Genomic DNA, 19,369 nt, shown 5'->3' with positions numbered 1-19,369 from the left:
CCGTCAAGTCTCCATGACCTTCTGCGAGAACCGGTACTTCAGCACCGAGAAGATCACCACGTTGGCGATCTGGACCGCCAGGAAGTAGAGGCCCAGGACCTCCACCGCCAGCGTGTAGACCGCCCAGTCGGCCAGCCGGAAGCCGACGATCCCGGCGAAGAACTGGCCGAACTGGACCCAGAGCGGATTGGGGCTCGTCTTCGCGAACACGAAGCACCGGCACATGAAGAAGTTCACCGTCACCTGCACCACCAGGACCAGCGCGTAGGCCAGCGGTTCGGCCCAGTGCCAGCGCGTGACCAGCAGGTAGTTCAGCACGAGCGCCAGCAGGAAGGCCGGCAGCCCCGCGGCCAGGAAGCGCGACAGCTTCAGGCCACGGCGGTACAGCGGGTGTTGCACGATCCGCCGGATCACGGTCGATCCTGGGTCAGGCGCTCGAGGAAGAGGATCTCCTCGGTGACCCGGCGCTGCGACTTGAGGATCTCGGCGATCACGCCCAGCGCCACCAGCAGCGTGCCGACGATGGCGCACACCGCGAGCAGGACCAGCGACGGCAGGTAGGTGCGCCCGGGGTCGGCGGCGCCCAGGCCGTAGATCAACCACAGGAAGCGCAGGCCGAGCAGCAGCGCCGCCAGCAGGAACGGCGTGGCGAGGAGGCTGAAGAAGCGGCCTGGCCGGTAGAGCACGAACATGGCCAGCATGGTGCCGCCCGACTGGACGATGTACTGCGGGATGTTGCGGAACAGCCGCGAATCGCGCGTCTTCGGGTTGACGCGGATGTCCACCGAGGCCACCCGGATCCCCGAGTTGCCGGCCTGGATCAGGGTCTCCATGCAGTACGAGAAGCGCGAATGGATGAAGATGCGCTGGCAGGTCTCGCGGCTGAAGGCACGGAAGCCCGACGCCGCGTCGCGCACCGTGGTCTTGGAGATCTGGCGCAGGGTCCAGCTGCCCAGGCGCTGGAGGATCTTCTTGACCGGGTTGAACTCGGGATGCTCGGCGATGGGCCGGCAGCCCACCACCAGGTCGGCCTGGCCCGCGAGGACGGGGGCGACGAGCAGCGGGATGTCGGCGCCGCAGTACTGGTTGTCGGCGTCGGTGTTGACCACGATGTCGGCGCCGTGGGCCAGCGCGTACTCCACGCCGCGCCGGAACGCCGTGGCCAGTCCGCGGTTGCTGCCGAGGCGCAGGATGTGGTCGACGCCCAGCTCGCTGGCGACCTCGGCGGTGCGGTCGGTGCTGCCATCGTCCACCACCATGATCTCGACCGTGTCGATGCCGGGGATCTCGCGGGGTATGTCGGCCACGGTCCCGGGCAGGGTCGCTTCCTCGTTCAAGCAGGGGATCTGGACGATGAGCTTCACCGGTCCACCTCGTAGCGGGTTGTGATCTCGGTGACCCCGGCGCGCGTCGCCCGGGTCTCGGTCACCTTGATGCCTGGCGCCACCGGACGCAAGTCCTCGACGTGGTAGCTGTCGGCGCTGGCCACGTGGCGGCGCGACGCGCGCGGGGCGCGGTGCAGGGTCGCGCCGGCCGGGAGCTGGATCCGATCCTGGATCACCAGGACGTCGCCGTCCCAGCCGATGCGTCGCGAGAAGGCCTGGGCGCGGTGCTGTCCCTCGCGGAAGATCATCCGTTCCTTCAGGAAGCCGATGATCCGGCGCCCCAGCAGCAGGCTCAGCATCCGGAGGGCCAGATGCTTCGCCGGGGTGCTGGGGTTGGGCCTGATCAGGGTGAGGCTGCCTGCCACGGTGATGGAATCGTCGCGGCAGGTCGATTGCCAGAAGTCGCCCCACCAGTGACTCACCCAGGTGTTGGCGCCACGCCGGGCGATCCACCCGTAATCGTGGACCATGGCGTCGCCGAACCAGGCGGTGACCACGCCCCCCTTGCGGGTGGAGACCAGGGTGGCGCCGCCGGTGGGCTGGCTCGCGCGGAGGAGGTGCCCCGAGCCGGCGAAGTCGACGCTCGGCGCCGGAGCCGGCGCGGGGATGGCCGCCGTGGCGGCCGCCGCGATGAGCGGCACGGCGCGGATGAGCGAGTGGCCGATGTAATGGCCGAGGTAACGGTCGTCCACCGCGTGCAGGAAGTGCTCCAGGTCGGCGACGCCGGCGTAGTGACGCTGCAGGACCGCCCAGGCTGCCGCGGCCTGGTCCGGCTCGGCGAGGAAGCGGGCGATGCCGTAGGGGACCAGGTAGTCGGTGTTGCGGGCGTTGTGCATGCCGAGGCCGCCGCCGGGCAGCCGGGTGAACGCGTGGAGGAACGCCAGGGCCCGGGCGGCCGACTCCCGGAAGCGGGGGTCGCCGGTGGCGTCGTGGGCGTCCCAGAGGCAGTCCATGGTCACGGTGAGGTAGCCCAGGTCGGGACCGCCGTACTCCTGGAACCAGCCCTCGTCGTGCTGGCAGGCCAGGGTGCGCCGGCAGAGATCCTCGAACCGGCCGGTGTCGACCAGCGCGGGGGCCAGCTTCCGCACCCAGCAGAGCGCCGCCATCCCGGCCACCTGCTGGTTGGTGGCGCGCGGTTCGAAGCGCTGCTGGAGCTGGCGCGCGGCCACCGCCAGACCGGGCTCCACTGCGGCCAGCGGCACCACGCCCGCGGCGACGAGCTTGGCCACGGCCAGGGTCGAGAATGCCAGCGGCGGGTAGCCCTCCTCCCAGGGGTAGTATTCCTCGAAGGCGCGGAACTTCTGCGCGCGTCGGTTCCAGAAGACGGCGCTGGCGCGGGCCAGCTCGTCGAGGGCGGCGGCCCGGTCGGGCGTGACGAGGCTCGCGGCCGCGCAGTGGAGCGCGTAACCCGTCTGCTGCAGGATGAGCGAGGGGAAGTCGCGGATCTTGTAGTGCCACCAGTTGCGGTCGCAGCAGCCGTGCTCGGGCAGGTCGGGATCCCGGCAGACCTGGGTCAGCAGCCGGGGGAGCATGGTCTCGCAGAAGGCTCTCAGTTCGTGTCCGATCATGACAGGATCTTCACCTCGAAGTTGGCCAGGCCCTTGCGCTTGGTCGGCTTGCTCGCGGCCTTCCAGCCGAGCCGCAACCGGTTGAAGACCGGGCCGATGAACGACTCGGGGATGAGCGACACCAGGGCGCGGGCCACCCGGGTCCGGCCCAACGCGAAGAGCGAGCTGATCACCAGCTCCACCAGCACGCGCGACCAGGGGCAGCGACGCGGCGCGTAGCCGTAGTCGGGGGCGGGGCGGCCGGTCTTGCGCCGCCACTGGTTGCGGAGCCAGCCGCCGCGCTTCTTGAAGTCGAGCATGTGGCCGTGCATGTCGGCGGCGGCGACAGGGTCGACCTCCTCGGCCGCGAGCAGTCCCTGCGCCGCCATCTCGGCGATCACCGCCTCCATGGCCGCGGTCCGGGTCACCAGGATCGAGTGCCCGCCGCCGGCGGCCTCGAAGGCGGGCGACCAGGCGTCACCCACGGCGAGGTCGGCGAACTCGTTGGCGAAATCCATGCTCTGCAGGCTGGTCTGGGTCACGAAGAAGGGGATCAGGAAGTTGTAGTAGACCTTGGGGGTCTGGACGACTCGGCCGCTGCGGGTGCGGATCTCGAGGTAGCCCGGCCATTCGCCGGCGCGCCACTTCAGGCTGGTGACGGGGTCGTCCGCGGGCACCCGCTTCGAGCGCAGGAAGCAGCGGATGGCCGCGGGATAGAGCGCCGTGCCGGTGTAGGGCCCCAGGACGTAGGCGATCTGCTGCGCGGGGGCGAATCCCCGCTGCTGCAGCACGCGCAGCGCCGCCGACTGTTCGGGCAGGCAGGTGATGGCGTAGCGCTGGCCAGGGACCAGGTCGCGCAGGATGTCGAGCATGGCCACCGGGATGTACACCGACTGGGCGCCGGCCAGGATCTCCTCGCGCGTGGTGGCGATGACGGCCCGGGCTTGCTCGGGCGTGGGCACGCCCTGGCGTGCGAGGATCACCGCGTCGACCCGGCCGGTTTCCAGGAGGTGGATCAGGGTCCTGGTCAGCACGCCGCCCGAGGCGCCGGCGCGCCGGATCTCGGGGTCGGCGGCGTAGCCGGTCCGGGCGCGCTCGATGTGGCCCACGAGCCAGCTGTCCGGGTGATGGCCGAAGTGGTGGCGGTAGAGGTCGGGATAGTGGACGCCGAGGGCGGGGCAGGCGCGCTCGATCCAGTCCGGCAGGTCCGCCGCGTCGGTCAGCTCGGGCACCGGACCCAGGGGCGTGTCGCGCATGGTGGCGGTGCCGCTCGTGTCGAGCGCCACGCAGGCGCCGCAACCCGTGCAGGTCCCGCTCTCGATGACCGATCGTAGCTGGCGTAAGCTCAAGGCGACGGACCTCGGTGCGACTGGCGTTCAGGCAGGGCCGGCGAGGCGGCTCCGCGCTCCGGAAACCCGCCCAGCGTACACGCCGGGACACGATCTGTCGCCAGTGATCATCAGCGCAGGATCCCGCGTCAGCGCGACCGCTGCCAGACCGTCAGCTGGGCCACCGTATGCTGGAACTTGCGCGCGGTCTCCCGGATCACGAACGGCACGTCGCGAGGCTCGCCCACCGCGGTGAAATGCGAGCGGAGCACGGCGTGGAGCCCGTCGAGGGTGGTCACGTTCTCCCCGTCGACCTTGCGGCCGCCCAGCCACTTCTCGCGCGGCGTGAATTCCTCGAGCCAGGTGTAGGGCGAGGTGAGCACGAGGAGGCCACCGGGAGCGAGTCGTTCGTGGATGTGGGCGAGCCAGAGCGCCGGGTCGTAGAGGCGGTCGAGCAGGTTGGCGGCGAGAATCAGGTCGTAGCCCGTGAAACCGGGCTTGAGGTTGTGGGCGTCGCCCTGCCAGAACGCGACCTTCTCGCGCCGGTCGTCCAGGCCGAGGTCGGCCAGCTGGACCTCGCGGTAGCTCATCAGCTCGCCCTCGTCCTGGATGGCGTAGCGCGTGTAGCCCTTGGCCTGCAGCTCGTGGCCGACGCGGATGAAGCGCGCGGAGAAGTCGATCCCCGTGACCCGGTCGAAGGTCTGCGCCAGTTCGAAGGTGGCCCGGCCGGTGGCGCAGCCCAGGTCCAGGGCGCTGCTGGTGGACCGGCCCGCCGCCAGTTCGGCGCAGATCGCGGCGAGGCGGCGCGGGAAGTTGGCGACGCCGAAGTGCTCGTCGCCGTAGTGGAATTCGCAGTACTGGGCCACCGACGCGTCGGTCTCGTAGACGTCGTCCCGGACGGTGACGGACGTGTCGCTGACGATATAACGGAAGCCGGCGTGCTGGTAGAAGTGGCGGCGGAAGGCGTAGCGGCTGTGCCGAGTGGCCTCGTTGCCGGTGGAGATCCACGAGCCGCCCTTGATCAGGTTGTGCCGGCTATCGAAGGTGGGGGTGGAGAAATCGTCGTAGAGCGGGTGGACCGCGAAGCCGGGAAAGCCGGTGATCGGGGTCTCGGTGTGCTGCCAGACGTTCCCCACCGGATCGCCGAAACCGCCGATCTGGTGGTCGGTCACCGGGCACGACGAGGCGAAGCGTCCGAGGTTGAGGTTGGCCTCGGCGGCCGACCAGTCGGGCTGGTCGGCCAGGCCGGCGGTGTCGATCAGGCGGTACCACTCCTCCTCGGTGGGCAGGCGCACGGGCCGACCGTCGCGCTCGGCCAGCCAGCTGCAGAACGCCGCGGCCTCGAGCTGGTTCACCTCCACGGGCCAGTCCCAGGGCATGGCGATCTCCTGCGCCAGGCAGCGCAGGCGCCAGCCATCCTGACCGTCGGACACCCAGAACCGCGGATGGGCGGCTTGCTGGAACTGTCGCCAGGACCAGCCCTCGTCGGTCCACCAGCGGGGATCGCCGTAGCCGCCGTCGGCCACGAATTCGTGGTACTCCCCGTTGCTCACGAGATAGCGTCCGGCCTGGAACGCCGGGATATCCGCGTGGAGCTCGCCGTACTCGTTGTCCCAGCCGTAGAGCCCGTCATGGCGCGGCTTGCCGAGGACGACCGGACCCGCCGGCACGGCAAGCAACTCGTTGGCGGGCGCCGGACCCGATCGCGGGCAGACCGGCCAGTCCTGGTGCTGGCGGACCAGCGCGAGGGGCAGTTGCCGGATCAAGACCGAGCTGGTCTCCAGGTGGATGCGCTCGTGTTCGATGCCCATCAGGACCACCCAGAACGGCGAATCCCAGCCGATGGGCATCTCGAGCGGCATCTCGTCGATGACACGATCCACCAGCGCCCGCACCTTGCGACGATAGGCGTAGACCGCGGCCACGGGCGGCCAGTCGTAATGCGACTCGTCCAGATCGTCCCAGCTCATCTCGTCGACCCCGATGGCGAAGATCGACTCGAAGCGCGGCTCGATACGGTCGGTCACCGCCTTGGCCAGCACCAGCTTGTTGACGAAGAAGACCGCGGTGTGACCGAGGTAGAAGATCAGGGGGTGGCGCAGGGGGTCGGCGCGCCGGTAGTAGGCCTCGTCCTCGGCGAGGAGCTCGAAGAGCTGCTCGTAGACATCGAAGGTGTCGTGGAAATAGCGGCGGATCTCCTCGCGCTTGGCGCTGGGGTCGCCCTGATCGAGTCGGGGGGAACGGGCCGGCGTGGGCGTGAGCGACATGGGGTCCTTCACCTTCCTGGGCTCGTGAGTCTACCGCGATTCCCGACATGCTAATAATGAGAGTGCCTGATCGCCTCGCTTGCCGGGTGCTGGATCGATTCCGTATGCTTAGCAATCGCTCCATTTCCCCACGTCACTCGCTCCATGGGGAGACCGCCACCATGAATATGTCTGCGCTGCCACCGTCACGGGCGCAACGCCGGGCGATCCGATCGCTCCCGCGTGTGCTCTGTCTGATCCTGCTCTGCTCGAACGTACTCGCCCTGCACGCCTCCGCCGACCAGCTTCTTCCCCTCTCCGCCAGCGGCTCCCAGGCCCAAGCCCAGTGGCGGGTCCTGGCCCAGGACCAGCGCTCGCTGCGCCTGGAATTCACCCTGCCGGCGCTGCGCCTCCAGGAGGTCCCGGCGGCGGACGAGGTCTGGCAGACCCTGGCCCTGGACCGGGGGGCGCTGCTGGGCGCCGCGGGTGCGCCTGGCCTGCCCGCGGTGGGTCGCCTCGTCGCCGTACCCTCCGGCGTCGGGATCCAGGCCCGGATCCTCGACTACGAGGTCCAGGAGGTGCCGGATCTACGGCTCTTGCCGGTGCAGCCCTCCGGAGCCACGACGTTCACGCAGGATCCCGAGACCTACGCCGAGCCCGGTTGGCTCCGGGTGCAGCCGGCCCGGGAGACGACGCTTCAGGTGGCCGGCGATGATCCGGACGCGCCGACGGTGTTGCTGGGGAAACCCGCCATGCTGGCCGGTCAGGCCGTGGTGCCGCTGACGATCGCGCCGGTGGCCTACGCGCCGCTGTCCAGGCGGGCCAAGGTGGCCAGCCGCATCGTGGTCGAGCTGACCTTCACCGATGCTGGCGCTGCAGGGGACCTCAGATCCCCGGCCAGTGGGCGCGAGGGAGCGCCGACGACGCTGATGACCGCCCGGACCGACCAGGTCCTCGGACGACCGATCCAGCGAGATGGAGCCGAGGGCGCGAGCTGCGGGACCTGGGCCGTGGTCTGCCACGACGCCACGGTGGCCGCCCGGCTCGAACCGCTGCTGGCCTGGCGTGCCCGCCAGGGCTACCACGTCGAGGTGATCGTCTCGACGGGCACCCCCGAGAGCATCAAGGCCCAGCTGCAGGCGCTCTACGACGATCCCGCCCTGCCGCCCCTCCTGTTCGTGGTGCTCGCCGGCGACACCCAGTCGACCTTCGGGGTGCCGACCTGGCACGAGCAGCTCTCCGATTTCTTTGGCGAGGGCGATCACTACTACGCCACGCTCGATGGTGACGACATTCTCGCCGACGCCCACGTCAGCCGGCTCTCCTTCTCCGATCTCAACATGCTCGACGCCATCGTCGCCAAGATCGTGGCCTACGAGACGGCCCCGCCCATGGATGACACCTCCTGGTTCCGCAAGGCCACCGTGATCGGCGACCCCGCCGATTCGGGCATCACCACGGTCTACGTCAACCAGTGGCTCAAGGGACAGTTCCTGGCCAACGGCTATGCCTCGGTCGACACGATCTGGAGCGGCAACTTCGTGTCGCAATTCCTCAGCTCGGTCAACAGCGGCAAGAGCGCCTTCGGCTACCGGGGCTTCTGGAACATGAGCGGCATCTCGCCGGGACACATCGCGACCCTGGCCAATGGCGGCCGCCTGCCGGTGGCCATCCTGCCCACGTGCGAGACCGGATCCTTCGATGGGACCTATACCTGCCATTCCGAGGCGTTCCTGCGCAATCGTTTCGGCGGTGCCATCGCCGCGGTGGCCACTGCCACCGGCGGCACGCACACCCGCTACAACAACTGCTTCTACCAGGGGATCTGGGACGGCCTGCTCAACGCCGGCGATCCGCGGATCGGCCCCGCGCAAACCCTGGGCAAGCTCGAGCTCTACAACAACTACTACCTGGCCGAACCGGAGAACGCCGAGATCTGGGCGGTCTGGAACAACATCATGGGCGATGCCGCCTCGCAGATCTGGCAGGACGTGCCGCGGTTGCTGAGTGTCGATCATCCGGCCCTGGTCTCGGTGGGCTGCGGAGCGGTCGCGATCACCGTCACCAGCGAGGGTGAACCGGTGGCCGGCGCCCAGGTGTGCCTGTACCGCGAGGGCGCCGTCCAGGTCGCCGGCCGGACCGGCGAGGCCGGCCAGATCCTGCTGGCCACGCCGCCGCTGGACGGGGGCGAACTCCAGGTGACGGTCTGGGGCCCCGGCCTGCTGCCCTATTCGGGCGGCCTCACCGTGGGGACCATGGACGTGTTCTGCGGTCTGAGCGACCACCTCGTCGACGACGATCAGAGCGGGGCCAGTTCGGGCAACGGCGACGGCCAGCTCAACCCGGGCGAGACCGTGGAGCTGTCGTTGCAGGTGACCAATCACGGGACCACCACCGCGCACGCCGTCACGGGCGTGCTGTCCGCGGCGGACTGGAGCACCATCCAGACCGCCGGCGTGAGCTTCGGCGAGGTGGCGGCCGGCGCGAGCGCTTGGTCGAGCGGTCCGGCGGTGGTGCACATCGACCCCAGCGCGCCGGACGGCGCCCTCATCTCCTGGCCGGTCCACATGGCCGCCGGTGAGGAGTCCTGGCCCTCGGTCCTCGCGGCGCGGGTCCAGGCGGCGGCGATGGTCGCCGGGGATCTGGACTGGAGCGCCGGGGCGACCTTCGAGCCGGGCCAGTCGGGCGAGCTGACGATGACCCTGTCCAACCTGGGCAGCCTCGATGCCGAGGCGGTCAGCGCCACCCTGTCCAGCGACAGCCCCTGGCTCGAGATCGGGGCGGGCGCCGCCTCGTTCGGGACCATCGCGGCGGGGGGCAGCGGCAGCAACGCCACCGCACCCTTCGTGGTGACGATCGACGAGACGTGTTTCCCCGGCCACCTGGCGGTGCTGCGCCTGGACGTCACCTACAACGACGGCATGCTGACCACCGCCGAGCTGTCCATCACCGTGGGCACCGCCGCCACCAGTGATCCCACCGGCCCGGGCTCCGGCGGCTACGTCGCCTTCGACGACACCGACACCGAGTACTTCTTCGCCCCGGAGTTCGATTGGGTCGCCCTGGATCCCGACCATGGCGGGCCGGGCCTCGACCTCGGCCTGACCGACTTCGGCTTCGAGCAGGACGACACCAAGACCATCGACCTGCCGTTCACCTTCCGCTACTACGGCGTCGATTTCACCGAGGTGTCGATCTGTTCCAACGGCTGGCTGGCCATGGGCGAGACCCCGCTGGTGCACTACCGGAACTTCTCGATCCCGTCGAAGGGGAGTCCGGGCAGCCTGATCGCCCCCTTCTGGGACAACCTCTACCAGATCGGCCAGCGCACGGTGTACACCCACTACGACGAGGCCGGCCACCGCTTCATCGTCCAGTGGTACAACATGGCCAACGACTTCTCCAACTCGATCCAGAACTTCGAGGTCATCCTGCTCGATCCGTCGTGGCACCCCACGGCCACCGGCGACGGCGCCATCATCTTCCAGTACGACCAGGTGCACAACACCGACAGCCGCGACGGCTACGCCACGGTGGGGCTGCAGAATCACGACCGGACCGGCGGCCTGCTCTACTCGTACTGGAACCAGTACGCGCCCGGCGCCGCGCCGTTGACGCCCGGCCGGGCGATCCGGTTCCAGCCGCTGGGCGAGATCGTGATGCCGGAGGCCCAGGTCGAACCGGCGGCCTTCGCGGAGATCCTCGAGCCCGGCGGTCAGGTCGAGCAGACGCTGCACATCGCCAACGTGGGCGCCGAGGGTTCGCACCTCAGCTACCAGATCACCGCGGTGGATCCGGAGACGATCCCGGACGAGACGTTACAGGAGCCGGACAAGAGCATCCAGGGCTCGACCATGACCTTCGACGTGCCGAACTACGAGCCCGGCACCACGTTGGACATCGAGGTGGCGGTCCACAGCGTGTCGGACAACGGCCTGCTGTCGGTGGCGCAGCTGCTGATGCCCGCCGGCGTGACGCTGAACTCGGGGGAGGACCTGGCCTTCGAGGGCGCGCCGCGGCTCTTCTGGCGCGAGCAGGTGGGTGACGGCGTGCTGACCACCTGGGACGGCCTGGAGGGCGGATACATCTACTACGTTCCCGACGGCATGACGGTCACCGCCACCCTGAACATGACCTTCGGTCCCGACCTCGCCGGCGAACTGGTGTTCAACTATATGCTCGAGGATCTCGGCTACTGGACGCCGCCCGACCAGGTCAACGGCACCATCAGGCTGACCAACGAGCTGCCCAGCGTGGTGGTGACCAGTCCCGAGGCGGGTGCGGTGGCGGTCATCGGCAGCGAGGTGACCGTGGAATTCCAGGTCCACAACGCCTCGGACACGGTGGACTTCGCCCTGCAGCGGGAGCCGGATGGCCCGTGGCAGACCCTGGCGACCGGGATCGCGGCGGCGGCGGGTTCGTGGACCTGGCCGGTCACCGGCGAGCCGGGACCCCACGCCGTGATCCGCGTCACCGACGGCGAGGATGCCGCGGTGTACGGGGACAGCGGCGTCTTCGTGGTCGGACGCAACCTGGACTGGCTCACCGTCACACCGCTGGCGGGGCAGGTCGACGCGGGGCAGTCCACGGACATCGCGCTCACCCTGGACGCGGCCGGGCTCCAGCCCGGCGTCTTCGCGGCGCTCCTGGTGATCGCCAACAGCGGCGGCGAGACCCTGACGGTGCCGGTCGATCTCCTCGTGCGCGACCCCACCACCGTGGGCGACGCTCTGCCGCAACAGGTGGCGTTGCTCGGGAATCATCCGAACCCCTTCAATCCCGCCACCACCGTCAGCTTCGCGTTGCCGAGAGACATGCCGGTCATCCTCGACGTGTTCTCGGCGCGCGGCCTGCGCGTGCGGCGGATCCTCGACGGACCGCGGTCGGCCGGGGTGCATCACGTGGTCTGGGACGGCAAGGACGGCGCCGGTCGGGCCGTGGCCTCGGGCGTGTACTTCATGCGGCTGGACACGCCGGACCGGACGGTGACCGACAAGGTGCTGCTGGCGAAGTAGGCGCCGGCAGAAACAGGAAGCGCGGCGGTTCGCCGGGTCCAGACACCCGGCCGGACCGCCGCGTTCCGTGTTCGCATCCCGAGGACCGGCCATGGCGTCTGGCCGCATATCGCACTATTCATGATCCTTCAGCGCCTGCTAACATGCCGGGGCACACCAGCGCAGGAGACCGAGCTTGAACAAGCATCACGACAAGCGCATGGGCTGGGAGGTCGCCCGCGATCTCGAGCGGGAGAAGGCCACCATCTGGGAGCGCATCGTGCCCGAGTGGCGCCAGATCAAGGCGGCGCTCGGCGGCATCCTGATCTTCTTCCTGGTCTTCCTGCTCGGTTGCTGGCTCGCCGGACACTCCACGCGCACGGCCGACAATCAGCTGATGATCGATCACGGCTGGGCGGGCACCAGCGACTGGGGCCTGTTGTGGACGGTGATCCTGCTCGCCCTGGTCTTCGAGTTCATGGACGCCGCGGCGGGCATGGGGTTCGGCACCGCGCTGACGCCGGTCTTGCTGGTCATGGGGTTCGACCCGCTGCAGATCGTGCCGGTGGTGCTGATCCAGCAGTCGGTGGCCGGGCTGGTGGGGGCCTTCCTGCACCGCGAATTCCAGAACGTCGAATGGAAGTTCCGACCGTTGAGCGAGACCGTGCGCCTGTGCATCATTATCGCCGCGGCGGGCACGGTCTTCGTCCTGCTCGCCACCATCGGCATCTATGGCATGCTCGACCTGGATCCGCTCTGGATCAAGCTCTACGTCGCGCTGCTGCTGCTGGCCATGGGGGTGATCTCGCTGGTCCAGTCGCGCCACGAGCGGCCCTACCGGCCGAAGCAGCTCATCCTGTTCGGAGCGCTGGCCGGCTTCAACAAGGGCGTGGGCGGCGGCGGCTACGGGCCGGTGGTGACCATCGGCGGCTTGCTGTCGGGCGTGCCGGTCAAGAGCATGCTCGGCGTGACGGCGCTGTCGGAGGGTGTGGTCTGCTTCGTGGCGGTGGTGGCCTGGTTCGCCATGGCGGCCACGGGGATCACGGTGGATTACGTCCTGTTGCCCAGCATCATGCTGGCCTCCATGGTTTCCGCGGTGGTGGCTCCCTACCTGACACGAGTCTTCCCCGAGGCGATCTGGCGGGTGGTGGTGCCAGGATACTGCCTGGTTGTGGTGGGGCTCACGGCCTGGAAGCTCTGGCCCGACCTGAAGCTTCTGCTGGGCAACTGATGATCCAGGAGAAAGCCGACAGCAGGCTGGCCCTTTCGCTGCTCGCGGACATGTGTTAACCATATCCTGGGTCCGGTAGGCCACGCGGCGACTCCGGACACGTCCTTCCCCCAACAACGAGTGGAATCATGCCCGACCCGACCACCGGTGTCCTCGACCTCCTCCCGCGCGGTGGCGGCTTTCTGCGCGACCCCTCACGTTCTTTCCGCCCGGCCCCCGAGGACCCCTTCGTCCCGCAGAAGCTGATCCAGAGATTCGGTCTGGTGACCGGGGCCACCGTGACCGGTCCGACGACGGCGGGCAAGAAAGGGCCGCAGCTCAGCGGCGTGGATTCGATCTGTGGCCTCGCGCCCGAGGTCTTCGCAGCCCGGACTCCCTTCAAGGACCTGGTGGTCATCAATCCCGAGGTCATGTTCCGGCTCGGCGATGGCGGCCACCCTTCCATGCGCATCGTCGACCTCATCGCCCCCATCGCGCTGGGCACGCGCGGCCTCATCGTGGCGGCGCCCAAGACCGGCAAGACCCAGCTGCTCGAGGACCTGGCCAAGGCGATCCACGCCACCAGGCCCGATGCCCGCATCGTGGTCCTGCTGGTGGACGAGCGTCCCGAGGAGGTGACCCACTTCCGGCGCCAGGTGCCGGCCGAGGTGCTGGCCAGCAGCAACGACCAGAACATCGAGACCCACGTCGCGCTGGCCGAGATGTGCCTCGCCCAGATGCGCTGCGAACTCGAGTGCGGCCGCGACATCGTGGTCCTGGTCGACAGCATCACGCGCATGGGCCGGGCCTTCAACCAGCACGGCAGCGGCTCGCGCCGCACGCTCAGCGGCGGCCTCGACGCCACCGCGCTGGAGATCCCGCGCAAGTTCTTCGGCATGGCCCGCAACATCGAGGGCGGCGGCTCGGTCACGGTCATCGCCACCGCGCTCGTGGAGACCGGCTCGCGCATGGACGACCTGATCTTCGAGGAGTTCAAGGGGACCGGCAACATGGAGCTGGTGCTCGACCGCAAGATCGCCGAGGCCCGTGTCTTCCCGGCCATCGACCTGCGGCAGAGCGGCACGCGCCGCGACGAGCTCTTCTTCACCGACGAGGAGATGCAGGCGCTGAACCTCCTGCGCCGCCGTGCCGCCAGCGCCGAGCCGCGGCCCGCCATGGAGGGCATGCTCAAGCTGCTGGAGAAGTTCCCCTCCAACGCGGATCTGCTGGCGGGCATCTCGGGGTGAGCGTCCCGCCGGCAGCGCCGACGTCGCCGATCCTCCTCTTCGACGGTCACTGCGGTCTCTGCCACCGTGTCGTCCGCTGGCTCCTGACACACGATCGCCAGCGCATCCTCCGCTTCGCGGCGCTGGAGTCGGACGCAGGACGGACTCTGCTAGACGCCCACGGACTCGCGGGCGCCCGGCCCGATACCGTGGTGCTCCTCTTCGACGGCCGGGCCCTCCTGCGTTCGGACGCGGTGCTGGCCGTGGTGGCTGTCCTGCCCGCCCCCTGGTGCTGGCTGCGCTGGCTGCGCCCGCTGCCTCGACGCCTCCGCGATGCGGTCTACGACCTGATCGCAAGGCGGCGCCACCACCGGTTCGGCCGCTACCCGACCTGCCCTCTGCCGGCGCCCGAGGTGCGCGACCGCTTCCTCGATGGCCGGTGATGCGGACCGACGAACACCGCCGCTGCATTGACACGCCAGCCGCCGGACCTTATCGTCACGAACAAGGGAGAAGTCCTGTAAATGCCAACATTGCAGCAAGTTAAGCTGTGCCAGGTGTGCTGGCGCCAGGGCCCCTCTCTGACCTGCAAGCAACCTCCGAGGAGATGATTCCATGCCCGGTCCTTGATATCGAGCCCCACACCGCCCTGGAGGTCCCTCATGCGATCCTTCATGACCCACGCCCTCGGCCTCGCCATGGCCCTGACCCTCGTCCTGCTGGCCCTGGCCCTCAACGGTTGCAGCGACGAGGCCGACCTGCTCGCACCAGACCTCGCCAAATCGAGCCTGCCCTTCCCCGACTCGCCGGAGATGCTGATGAGCAACTTCTACGTCGCTTACGGCACTCAGGACCTGGCGGCCTACGCGGCGACCCTGCATCCCGACTTCGAGTTCGAGCTGGCCCAGGCCTTCGGCTCGCGCACCTGGGGCCGCGACAAGGAACTGCAGATCGCCGGGCGCATGTTCAGCCGCGAGGATTACATCCGGCCCGACCGGGTCGTGGCCGGGATCGTGCGCATCGATTTCCTGCACTTCGAGGGGCTGGGCGAATGGACACCCGTGGCCGCGGATGGCGAGGTCCTGCGCAGGACCTACGAGGTCGACCTGCGCTTCGTGCGCACCGACGGCAGCGTGCTCTCGGTCCAGGGCGCCAGCGTGTTTCACATCGCGCCCATGGCGGAGGCGCGGGAGGTGGGTGGCGCTCGCGAGGGCTATCAGATCGTGCGCTGGATCGACCGGACTGGCTGAGCCGGATCATCCGGCTTGCACCGGAATCCGGGACCGTGGTTGAATCGGGCGGAGGAGGTCCCAGCATGGAATCCATCCGCGAGATCTACCGCATCGGGCACGGTCCCTCGAGCAGCCACACCATGGGGCCGGCCCGGGCGGCCGAGGCCTTCCTCGCGCGCCACGCCGCGGCCGCCGCCTTCAGGGTCGGCCTCCATGGCAGCCTGGCGGCCACGGGCCGGGGGCACCTCACCGACGAGATCCTCCAGGCCACGCTCGGGCCCGAACGCACCAGCATCGACTGGCGGCCGGACGTGGCGCTGCCACGCCATCCCAACGGCATGATCTTCCGGGCTCTGGGCCCTGACGGCGCGGAGCTGGAGTCCTGGACGGTCTACAGCACCGGCGGCGGCGCCATCCGGGACGAGGCGCACTGGGACGCGCCTCGCGCCGCGGTCTATCCGCTGACCTGCATGGACGACATCCTCGCCTGGTGCAAGTCGCGGGGCGGTGCCTTCTGGGAGTATGTCACCGAGCACGAAGGGGATGAGATCTGGGATCATCTCGCTGCCGTGTGGCAGGTGATGCAGGAGGCCATGGTCCGCGGCACCGAGGCCGAGGGGCGGTTGCCCGGGACGCTGGGCCTGGCGCGCAAGGCCGCCAGCTACCTCATCAAGGCCCGCAACAGCAACGAGTATCTGGGGCACATCGGGCACGTCTTCGCGTACGCGCTGGCCGTGTCCGAGGAGAACGCCGCCGGCGGACGCGTGGTGACGGCGCCGACCTGCGGCTCGTGCGGGGTGGTGCCCGCGGTGCTGCGGTTCCTCGACGAGACCTACGGCTTCGGCGAGCGGCGCCTGCTGCGCGCCCTGGCCACGGCTGGACTGATCGGCGACCTCGTCAAGGAGAACGCGTCCATCAGCGGGGCCGAGGTGGGTTGCCAGGGCGAGGTGGGAACCGCCTGCGCCATGGCCGCGGCGGCGGCGGCGCAACTGCTCGGGGGATCGGTCCTGCAGATCGAATATGCCGCCGAGGCGGGCCTGGAACACCACCTGGGCCTGACCTGCGATCCGGTGGAAGGGTACGTGCAGATCCCGTGCATCGAACGCAACGCCGTGGCGGCGAGCCGGGCGCTGCAGAGCGCCTCGTTCGCCATCCTCTCCGACGGCCAGCACCGGATCAGCTTCGACGAGGTGGTCCTGACCATGCTCGAGACCGGTCGCGACATGTGCGAGCGGTACAAGGAGACTTCGCGTTCGGGGCTGGCCAAGAACTGGCAGCAGAGCGAGCGACGGGCCGGTCCGCACTCCTGATCGCCTACCCGCACCTAGGGATTTCTTTATACATTACCGTTCCGGTCATTTTTCAGCTAAGGCTTGCCGCCTGCTTGCCGAAATATCCCATGTATTCGCTGGAATAACTCCGGGGGAGGAGCTCTGGCGCACTGCCACGATCGGCAAGAGAGGGACCGATCAGGGCGGGCCTAACCGGAAAGGACGAGCCCAATGAGCCGGAAACTCACGAGCTTCACCCTGTTGATCGGCATGGCCCTGCTGGCCAGCGCCGCCCTGGCTGCTGACGATCCTGCCGCCCTGGCCGAGGCCAGCGCTGCCTATTGCAACAGCACTGCCACCGAAGCCCTGACCCAGCCCAACGAGATCATGGCCAAGGTCGAGGAGGCCATCGCCCTGCTCGAGAAGGAGGGCTCGGCCGCCTTCCCGAAGTTCCAGGGTGATGGGAGTCCTTTCCTGTTCTCGGGCACTTACATGTGGATCCACTCGCTCGACGAGGGCGTGATGCTGATGCATCCCATGAAGTACAAGCTCAACGGCAAGAGCATCATCGGCCTGAAGGACAAGAAGGGGAAGCGCTTCTTCGCCACCATGAACAAGGTCGTCAAGGAGCAGGGCTCGGGCTGGGTCGAGTATTACTGGCCGAAGCCCGGTTCCGACGAGATCGTCCGCAAGGTCTCCTTCGTCAAGGGTTGCAAGTCTGCCGACGGCCAGGACATGGTCGTGGGCTGTGGCCTCTACAAGTTCGATGACAGCACCCTTGCTGGTCTGGCCATCAACTGAGCCGCCTGCCCGGGTCGGGGTTCGCCCTGGAGCCCCGACCCCGTGGCCAGTGACTGGAGGCTATCATGTTTTCCAAGTTCCAGACCGCGACCATCAAGACCAGGCTCCTGGTCTTCGCCGGCATGGCGGTGGTCCTGATGCTCACTCTGGTAGGCAGCAACCGCCTGACGAGCCAGCGGATCGATGCCGCGTACCGCGACATGGACGTGGCCAACGAGCGGATCGACGATGCCAACGAGGCCATCGATGCGGCCAACGTGCTCAAGCAGCAGGTCAGCGACGCCATGATGGATGTCATGGATCTGCGACTCACCGAGAAGACCTACCTGCAGTTCCATGACGACGCCGTCCGCATGCACTTCGGCCAGCAATCGTCGACGGTGACGGGCAAGCTGGAGGCCATCGGCCGCCAGGACATGCTCGATCACTTCGGCCACTACGAGAGCCAGTTCGGCCAGTACACCGGCGTGCACATGGCGCACGCGGAACTGAAGAGCAGCATGGCCCTGCCGCTGGCGCAGAGTCTGCAGAACATCGCCTCGATCATGGACGACGTCGAGGGCAAGCAGGCGGTGCTCCAGCTCGAGGGCGAGGAGCTCTCCGGAACCGAGCTCGAGATGCTGAACGTGCTGCGCGACTGCCAGATCTTCTTCCTGCAGCTGGGTTCGCTGCAGCAGCAGTATCTCAACACCGGCGACACCATGTACATCGACCAGTACCGCGAGCTCGCCTCGGGCGAGGGCCTGTTCTCCATGGACGCCCTGGTGGAATTCGCGTCCACCCTCGAGAACGCCGAATACGTCGAGCAGAGCGAGGCGATCAAGGAATCGCTGGGCAAGTTCATGGGCTACATCGACCAGTCGCTGGCCTACAGCGACCAGGAGCAGACGCTGCGTCGCGGTCTCGACGAGACCGGAGCCGCCATCATCGCTGCGGCCACAGCGGCGCTCCAACAGGCCGACCAGCAGGTCGGCAAGGAGCATGCGGCGGCCGAGGTCGCCAAGCAGGAAGCCGTGGCGGCCAAGGCCGAGGCCGAGTCTCAGCGCCAGGCGGCCGCCCGAGCCTCGCTGATCATCGTGGTCGTGGGCCTGGTGCTCTTCCTGACCGTCTCGTGGTGGATCGTCCGCTCGATCAACGCCTCGCTGACCCGGGTGATCGACGACCTGAGCCAGTGCTCGGGCGAGGTCTCGGGGTCGGCGCGGCAGGTCGCCGACGCGAGCAACAGCCTCGCCGGCGAGTCCTCGCAGCAGGCGGCCACCGTGGAGGAGACCGCGTCCTCGCTCGAGGAGATGGCCTCGGTGACCAAGGAGAACGCCGATCGCGCCCGCGAGGCCAACACGCTCATGGAGGAGGCCAAGCAGATCGTCGACCAGGCCAACTCCTCGATGCAGGACTTGACCGAGTCCATCGCGGCCATCGATCAGGCGAGCAAGGAGACGTCGCAGATCATCAAGACCATCGACGAGATCGCCTTCCAGACCAACTTGCTGGCGCTCAACGCCGCTGTCGAGGCCGCCCGGGCCGGCGACGCCGGCAAGGGCTTCGCGGTGGTGGCCGAGGAGGTGCGCAACCTCGCGACCCGGTCCTCGGCCGAGGCCAGCAACACCGGCGCGCTGATCAGCCGCACCCTCGAACGGGTGAAGCAGGGCTCGCAGCAGGTGGAACAGGCCAACACCGCGTTCATCAAGGTGACCGAGAATGCTCAGCAGGTCTCGGAGATGATGGAGCAGATCGCCCGCGCCTCGGTGCAACAGGCCCAGGGGGTGGACCAGCTCAACACCGGGGTCGCCATGATGGACCAGTCGATCCAGCACACCGCGGCCAACGCCGAGGAATCGGCGGGGGCGTCGCAGGAGCTCACCGGCCAGGCCGACCGCATGCAGCGGATCGTGGACGACCTGGTGGCGCTCGCGGTGGGCGGCGCGGGTGCGGTCCGGCAAGCGTCCGGCGCGCCCCAGGCGTCGACGTTCGCGGCCGCACCGACGGCACCCGCGGCACCCGCGGCGACCAGGCCGCAGGCCACCAATCCCGAGCTGGTGATCCCGCTCGAGGACGACGAGCTGATCGAGGTCTGAGCCTCGCGATTGTTCAGCAACAGGACGGCCCCATCACCGCGGTGATGGGGCCGC

General features: G+C 68.7%; 13 protein-coding genes. 8 read left to right on the top strand and 5 right to left on the bottom strand.

What is annotated here, in order from left to right:
• Positions 1-3: 3 nt before the first annotated feature.
• From IFSED24_RS08400 to ovoA, 5 genes are all read right to left on the bottom strand, one after another.
• Positions 4-414, bottom strand: coding sequence for a GtrA family protein (locus IFSED24_RS08400; RefSeq protein ID WP_491334770.1), 411 nt, complete (start codon positions 412-414; stop codon positions 4-6).
• Positions 411-1,364, bottom strand: a complete 954-nt coding sequence (locus IFSED24_RS08395; protein ID WP_491334769.1) for a glycosyltransferase family 2 protein — start codon at positions 1,362-1,364, stop codon at positions 411-413. The genes IFSED24_RS08400 and IFSED24_RS08395 overlap by 4 nt, the downstream gene beginning before the upstream one ends.
• The gene (locus tag IFSED24_RS08390; RefSeq protein ID WP_491334768.1) at positions 1,361-2,953 is read right to left on the bottom strand and encodes a hypothetical protein; all 1,593 of its coding nucleotides are present in this window, start codon (positions 2,951-2,953) and stop codon (positions 1,361-1,363) included. Before IFSED24_RS08390 ends, IFSED24_RS08395 begins: the two co-directional genes overlap by 4 nt.
• Positions 2,950-4,281: a coenzyme F420 hydrogenase/dehydrogenase beta subunit N-terminal domain-containing protein gene (locus tag IFSED24_RS08385; RefSeq protein ID WP_491334767.1), complete on the bottom strand. Its 1,332-nt coding sequence runs from the start codon at positions 4,279-4,281 to the stop codon at positions 2,950-2,952. Before IFSED24_RS08385 ends, IFSED24_RS08390 begins: the two co-directional genes overlap by 4 nt.
• 128 nt (positions 4,282-4,409) lie before the next feature.
• Complete coding sequence (gene ovoA / locus IFSED24_RS08380; RefSeq protein ID WP_491334766.1) at positions 4,410-6,527, bottom strand: 5-histidylcysteine sulfoxide synthase; 2,118 nt, start codon at positions 6,525-6,527, stop codon at positions 4,410-4,412.
• Between the two features lie 161 nt (positions 6,528-6,688).
• On the opposite strand from ovoA, the gene IFSED24_RS08375 reads away from it, so the two are divergent.
• The 8 genes from IFSED24_RS08375 (at position 6,689) to IFSED24_RS08340 (ending at position 19,315) form a co-directional block, all read left to right on the top strand.
• Positions 6,689-11,521, top strand: a complete 4,833-nt coding sequence (locus tag IFSED24_RS08375) for a C25 family cysteine peptidase (RefSeq protein WP_491334765.1) — start codon at positions 6,689-6,691, stop codon at positions 11,519-11,521.
• Between the two features lie 175 nt (positions 11,522-11,696).
• Positions 11,697-12,731: a sulfite exporter TauE/SafE family protein gene (locus IFSED24_RS08370; RefSeq protein ID WP_491334764.1), complete on the top strand. Its 1,035-nt coding sequence runs from the start codon at positions 11,697-11,699 to the stop codon at positions 12,729-12,731.
• 128 nt (positions 12,732-12,859) lie between these two features.
• Positions 12,860-13,957: a transcription termination factor Rho gene (gene rho, locus IFSED24_RS08365; RefSeq protein WP_491334763.1), complete on the top strand. Its 1,098-nt coding sequence runs from the start codon at positions 12,860-12,862 to the stop codon at positions 13,955-13,957.
• The gene (locus tag IFSED24_RS08360; RefSeq protein ID WP_491334762.1) at positions 13,954-14,379 is read left to right on the top strand and encodes a thiol-disulfide oxidoreductase DCC family protein; all 426 of its coding nucleotides are present in this window, start codon (positions 13,954-13,956) and stop codon (positions 14,377-14,379) included. The genes rho and IFSED24_RS08360 overlap by 4 nt, the downstream gene beginning before the upstream one ends.
• 219 nt (positions 14,380-14,598) lie before the next feature.
• The gene (locus IFSED24_RS08355) at positions 14,599-15,186 is read left to right on the top strand and encodes a nuclear transport factor 2-like protein (protein WP_491334761.1); all 588 of its coding nucleotides are present in this window, start codon (positions 14,599-14,601) and stop codon (positions 15,184-15,186) included.
• 65 nt (positions 15,187-15,251) lie between these two features.
• A complete protein-coding gene (locus IFSED24_RS08350) occupies positions 15,252-16,478 on the top strand; it encodes an L-serine ammonia-lyase (RefSeq protein WP_491334760.1) in 1,227 nt (408 codons plus the stop codon).
• Positions 16,479-16,670: 192 nt separating this feature from the next.
• Entirely contained in the window at positions 16,671-17,240 is a 570-nt protein-coding gene (locus tag IFSED24_RS08345) for a cache domain-containing protein (RefSeq protein WP_491334759.1), read from the top strand.
• 65 nt (positions 17,241-17,305) lie between these two features.
• Positions 17,306-19,315 (top strand): methyl-accepting chemotaxis protein, encoded by a 2,010-nt coding sequence (locus IFSED24_RS08340; protein WP_491334758.1) that lies wholly within the window; start codon positions 17,306-17,308, stop codon positions 19,313-19,315.
• The last annotated feature ends 54 nt before the right edge of the window (positions 19,316-19,369 follow it).

Source organism: Candidatus Latescibacter sp. IFSED24 (assembly GCF_058273205.1).
Note: the sequence above shows the minus strand (reverse complement) of the source record. Positions and strands in the feature narration are given on the sequence as shown.